This window comes from Skermanella sp., from assembly GCF_059503625.1.
Genome location: NZ_JCACHA010000057.1, coordinates 1 through 4,212, shown reverse-complemented (window position 1 = coordinate 4,212; position 4,212 = coordinate 1). Strand labels below are relative to the sequence as shown.

Sequence of the window (4,212 nt, the reverse complement as noted above, 5' to 3'; positions counted from 1 at the left end):
CCATTTCCGGCGTCGTCAGGGACCGGATCGCCGCCTTGTCCTCGCGCCCATAGGCGGTCTGGATCTCGCGCAGCAGCTTTTCGAACGCCTCGTAATCGGCAGGACCGATCCCGACGCCGTCGACGCCCTTCGGCGTCTTCGCGGTGCGCGGAGCGGCACCGGCTCCACCATAGCCGCCGCCGGTCTGGCCGTAGCCGGCGGGACCCTGCTCGCGGTTGAGGGGACCGCCGTTGAGCGGGCCACGGTTCATCGGACCGCCGGCGCCCGCCATGGCGGGCTGGTTGCGGCGCTGGAAGAAACGCACCGCCAGCCAGATCAATCCGCCGATCAGGGCGATCTGGAGCAGGAAGCCGAGGATCGAGGCGATGCCGCCCAGACCGCCGAAGAACCCGCCGCCCAGCAGCATGCCGAACAGGCCGGCGCCCAGAAGGCCGCCCGCCAACCCGCCGAAGAAGCCGCGCCGGGCGGGCGCCTGCTGCTGCATGCCGGCGCCCGGAGTGCCGGGACGTGCCGCCGACGGTTGCTCGGTGGCGGAACGCTGCATCGGAGCTGCGGTGCCCGGCGCCGTGTTGGTCGTGGCGGGTGCGTCGTATGTCCTGCTGCCACGGCTGCCCATGCTGCTGCCTTTGCCGGCGCGCGCATCGACCGCGGTCGTGGCGGCAATGGACAGTAGGGCTGCGAGAACGACGACCGTCCGGCTGCGCCGGGATTTATTGTTCTGGGTCATGACCTGTTTCTGTGGTGCCTGCCAGGATGGTTCTCGCCTCTATATAGGGTCGCTTGCGCATTTTTTCAGCGATTATGGCAATCGGGGCGTCATCTATTCCATATCGTGGGGCCGCCGCGCACGCCGCTGATCGTCCAGGGCTTGCAGCGACTGAGCTTTCCGGCGGGTCAGGTCGGCTTGCGCTTCGAAATAGTCCGCGGCTGGATCGCCGATCTCGCCGTAGCCGCGTGCCGGCCTGACGCGCTCGCTGAACGGGTCGCTCATCGTCAGAAGGGGGGCCAGACCGGGGCCGAGCAGGTCGCGGTCATCCGGCAGGGTGGTAAGATCGCTGGAATAGGCGGGTGCGCCCCAGGCATCCCGGAAGGTGTCGTAAGGTGTAACGCCCTGAGCCTGCGCCGGACCGGACGCCGACAGGAGCGAGGCCACCGCGGATACAACGAGCACTGACGCGCGAGGCGCTGCCTGTAACGGAAACTGCATGGACGTCGCTCCTGGAGATGGATCGGGAAACCTGGAGCTTAAGGCCGCCATGCCTTGCCGGGGGCCGGCCCAGCGGAGGTATCTCCGGAGCTTTCCCGCCGCTCTATCGCGGATATACGATCCTGTCGTCATTGAGCAGCCGGAAGTCTTCCCCCGATGGCCCATGACGGCTCAGGACGATGGCGACGCCCCGGTTCCGCAAGGCGTCGAGCGCCTGTCCCGACTCGGCGGCCTCCGGACCGTCTATCGGCAGCAGCCGGTTCAGTTCGGCGATCGTAATGCTCCCGTGCCGTCTGCCGATATCCAGCAGCCGCAGCAAAGGACAGCCGTGAACGACCGATCCCATGATGGATGCTCCGCTTAACCTTGATTAACTTAACCAACATCTACCGAGACGTAAGGTTACTTGGAGGGGCGGCGGCAGAAACGGGCAGCTACTCGGAAAGGTCAGAGCCATGGGGCCGGTCCCAGGCTTTCTTGTCCAGGACCGGACCCATGGCTCGTCAACTCCGGACGCAGTTTCGGCTCGTAAACCGCCGCTCTTTCCTAACCGACGACGCTGTGCAGCGTCGTCGAGAGCACCTTCTTGATCGAGCGCCGGACCCGGCTGGTCAGCTTGCCGTCGAAGGCCTGCTGCCGCTGAAGGCGGGCGGTAGGCTTGTGGCTGTTCCACTCGTACTCGACCGGCACCACGACTTCGTCCATTTCGACCGCGAACACCAGCGAATAGACCTTGCGGGGACCGCGCGACAGGTTGGGGCCGGCCGCGTGAAGGGTCCGGCTGTGGTGGATCGAGACGCCGCCCTTGGGCAGGGGGGCGAAGACCGCTTCGTCGTTGTCGACGTCGACCGCTTCCAGGCCCTCGATACGCTGGTCGTTCTGGTAGTTGCGGTGCGGCAGCATGCCGGTCAGGTGGCTGCCGGGAATGAACTTCAGGCAGCCGTTGTCGGGACTGACCTCCTGAAGGGGGAGCCAGACCGTGATGTTTTCGATCCGGCTGCCGACGCGGTGGAACGCCTGGTCCTGATGCCAGGGCGTCTGCGAATCGGGACGAACAGGCTTGTTGATCCCGTGGTCGAAGGAGAAATGCGCGGTCGGCCCAAGCAGTTGCCGGGCGAGCGCGTCGGCATTGGCCCAGAAACTGGTCCGCAGAAGTTCGGGAGCGTATTTGGTCAGATGGAGCATCTGCGGCAGCTTGAAGTCGCCGTTCTGCTCGGAACCGGCCATGTCGTAGAAATGGCCTTCCTTCCAGCCCGCCCGGACGTCGAACAGGTGCCGGAAGATGCGCTCGATCTCGTCGACTTCCGCGGGATCGATGAATTCCGGAATGCTCAGGTGCCCCTGGTTCCAGAACGTTTCGGCCTGCTGCTTGCTGAGCGTCAGGTGTGGGGTCTGCTTCACCAATTGCCAATGAATATTGAATGGGAGTGTTTTGCCAAGAACCGAGTCCAGCACGGGCACCTCGACCTCCATTAAGGATTTGTCTAAATTTGAAACCTGAGATCGATCCTTTCACATCGGTTGCAGTATTTGGAAATCGAAAGGTGTTCTAACACTTGATGGCGAAACCGGCATTCCGTCCGTCATCACGAGAGCGACGCGGCGATACCACCGCCGCGTCGCTTGTCCTGGTAGTCGTATAATATTCAGATGAGTTTTAAAGGTCCGAAAGCTTAGAACTTATAGCGTAGAGCGGCCGCGAAGATATCGACGCTGCCCTCGGCCATGGCGCGGGTGTTGGTGGACAGCGCCGCCGCGGCCCCGGTCTGGCTCGTGTTTATGTCGGCGTCGTCGATGAAGACGTGGGTATAGGCCACATCCACCGTGAAGCTGTCCGACACGTCGTAGGACAACCCGGCGCTCAGCCAGTAGCGGTCGCCGTCCGGCGTGCGGGTGGACCGGAAGCCATTCACGGTAGGGGTCTCGTCGTAATGGAAACCGCCGCGCACCGTCCAGGCGTCGTCGACCTTGTATTGCGCGCCGACGGCGACGGAGAAGGTGTCCTGGTAGTTCTGGGTCACCACCTGGTCCGCCAGACCGGAGCGCTTGACCCGGATCTCCTTGAAGGTGCTCCAGCCGTACCAGTTGTATTCCGCCATGACCGTCAGGGCCGGCGTCACGTCATGGGCGAACCCGACCGCGATGATATCGGGCAGATTCAGGTCGGCAGTGCCCGGCAGGTTGCTGAGCGAGGCGCCGGCCCGGTTCAACTTGACGTCGCCTTCCAGCGTGTGGTCGATCTTGGACCGGTAATGGATGCCGACCCGCGTGGTCGGGAGCGGCTCGAACAGGATGCCGACATTGTAGCCCGCGGCCCAGTCGTCGCCCTCGACGTTGGAGATGATGTCCGGGCCGGTGCCTGCGAAGATGGCGTTGGTCAGCTTGGCGTCGGCGTACTGGATGTCGATGCCGCCGCCGATCGACACCCAGTCGAGCACCTTGTAGGCGACGCTGGGGGCGATATCGATCGTCAGGAGATCGGTCTCGATCGAGTCGTAGCGGCCGAACCAGTCGGCATTGTACTTGTTCGCCAGACCGAACGGCGCCGAGACGCCAAGCCCGACCCAAAGGTCGCGGTCCATCAATGGATAGGCGAAATAGGCGTTGGGGACGGGTGTCGGATCGTAGGGATTGCCGCCGTCGCTGCCACCGATCGGCCGGGTCACGGCGCCGCCCGGTGTCCTGACCGACGATGACGAACCCCGGTTCTCCAGATCGGTGCGCGGCACCAGCAGATGGGCTCCGGCCGTCGCTTCCGGCCCCAGGAGCCTGGTCATGCCGGCGGGATTGAAGAAGATCGTGCTGGCGTCTTCCGCCATGGCCGACTCGCCGGCGAAGGCGCGGCCCAGCCCGGTGACGCTTTGTTCCTTGATATAGAAGCCGGCCGCGCTCGCCGGCTGCGCGCCGGCAAGCAGCGCCAGAATCGACGTGACGGCCAATGGCCTGACGGACACGAAAAGGGGCCTGGAAACGTCGCCGAAACGCTTCATGGATCATTACCTCCC

At 64.4% G+C, this 4,212-nt stretch carries 4 protein-coding genes and 1 pseudogene; all 5 read right to left on the bottom strand.

Annotated elements, in window-relative coordinates:
* Positions 1-727 (bottom strand): annotated as a pseudogene (locus AC5JJ6_RS01520) (Tim44 domain-containing protein); the annotation flags it as partial.
* Positions 728-820: 93 nt separating this feature from the next.
* On the bottom strand, positions 821-1,171 hold the full coding sequence (locus AC5JJ6_RS01515) for a hypothetical protein (protein WP_496040347.1): 351 nt from the start codon (positions 1,169-1,171) through the stop codon (positions 821-823).
* A gap of 139 nt (positions 1,172-1,310) precedes the next feature.
* Positions 1,311-1,553, bottom strand: coding sequence for a hypothetical protein (locus tag AC5JJ6_RS01510; RefSeq protein WP_496040346.1), 243 nt, complete (start codon positions 1,551-1,553; stop codon positions 1,311-1,313).
* Positions 1,554-1,753: 200 nt separating this feature from the next.
* On the bottom strand, positions 1,754-2,608 hold the full coding sequence (locus AC5JJ6_RS01505) for a phytanoyl-CoA dioxygenase family protein (protein WP_496040345.1): 855 nt from the start codon (positions 2,606-2,608) through the stop codon (positions 1,754-1,756).
* Between the two features lie 272 nt (positions 2,609-2,880).
* Positions 2,881-4,197 carry an OmpP1/FadL family transporter gene (locus AC5JJ6_RS01500; RefSeq protein ID WP_496040344.1) on the bottom strand — a complete coding sequence of 439 codons (1,317 nt, stop codon included), beginning with the start codon at positions 4,195-4,197 and terminating at the stop codon, positions 2,881-2,883.
* Between the last annotated feature and the right edge of the window lie 15 nt (positions 4,198-4,212).

Coding starts and splice junctions, on each gene's coding strand:
- AC5JJ6_RS01500 (WP_496040344.1), bottom strand. CDS start 4,197: ATGAAGCGTTTCGGCGACGTTTCCAGGCCCCTTTTCGTGTCCGTCAGG.
- AC5JJ6_RS01510 (WP_496040346.1), bottom strand. CDS start 1,553: ATGGGATCGGTCGTTCACGGCTGTCCTTTGCTGCGGCTGCTGGATATC.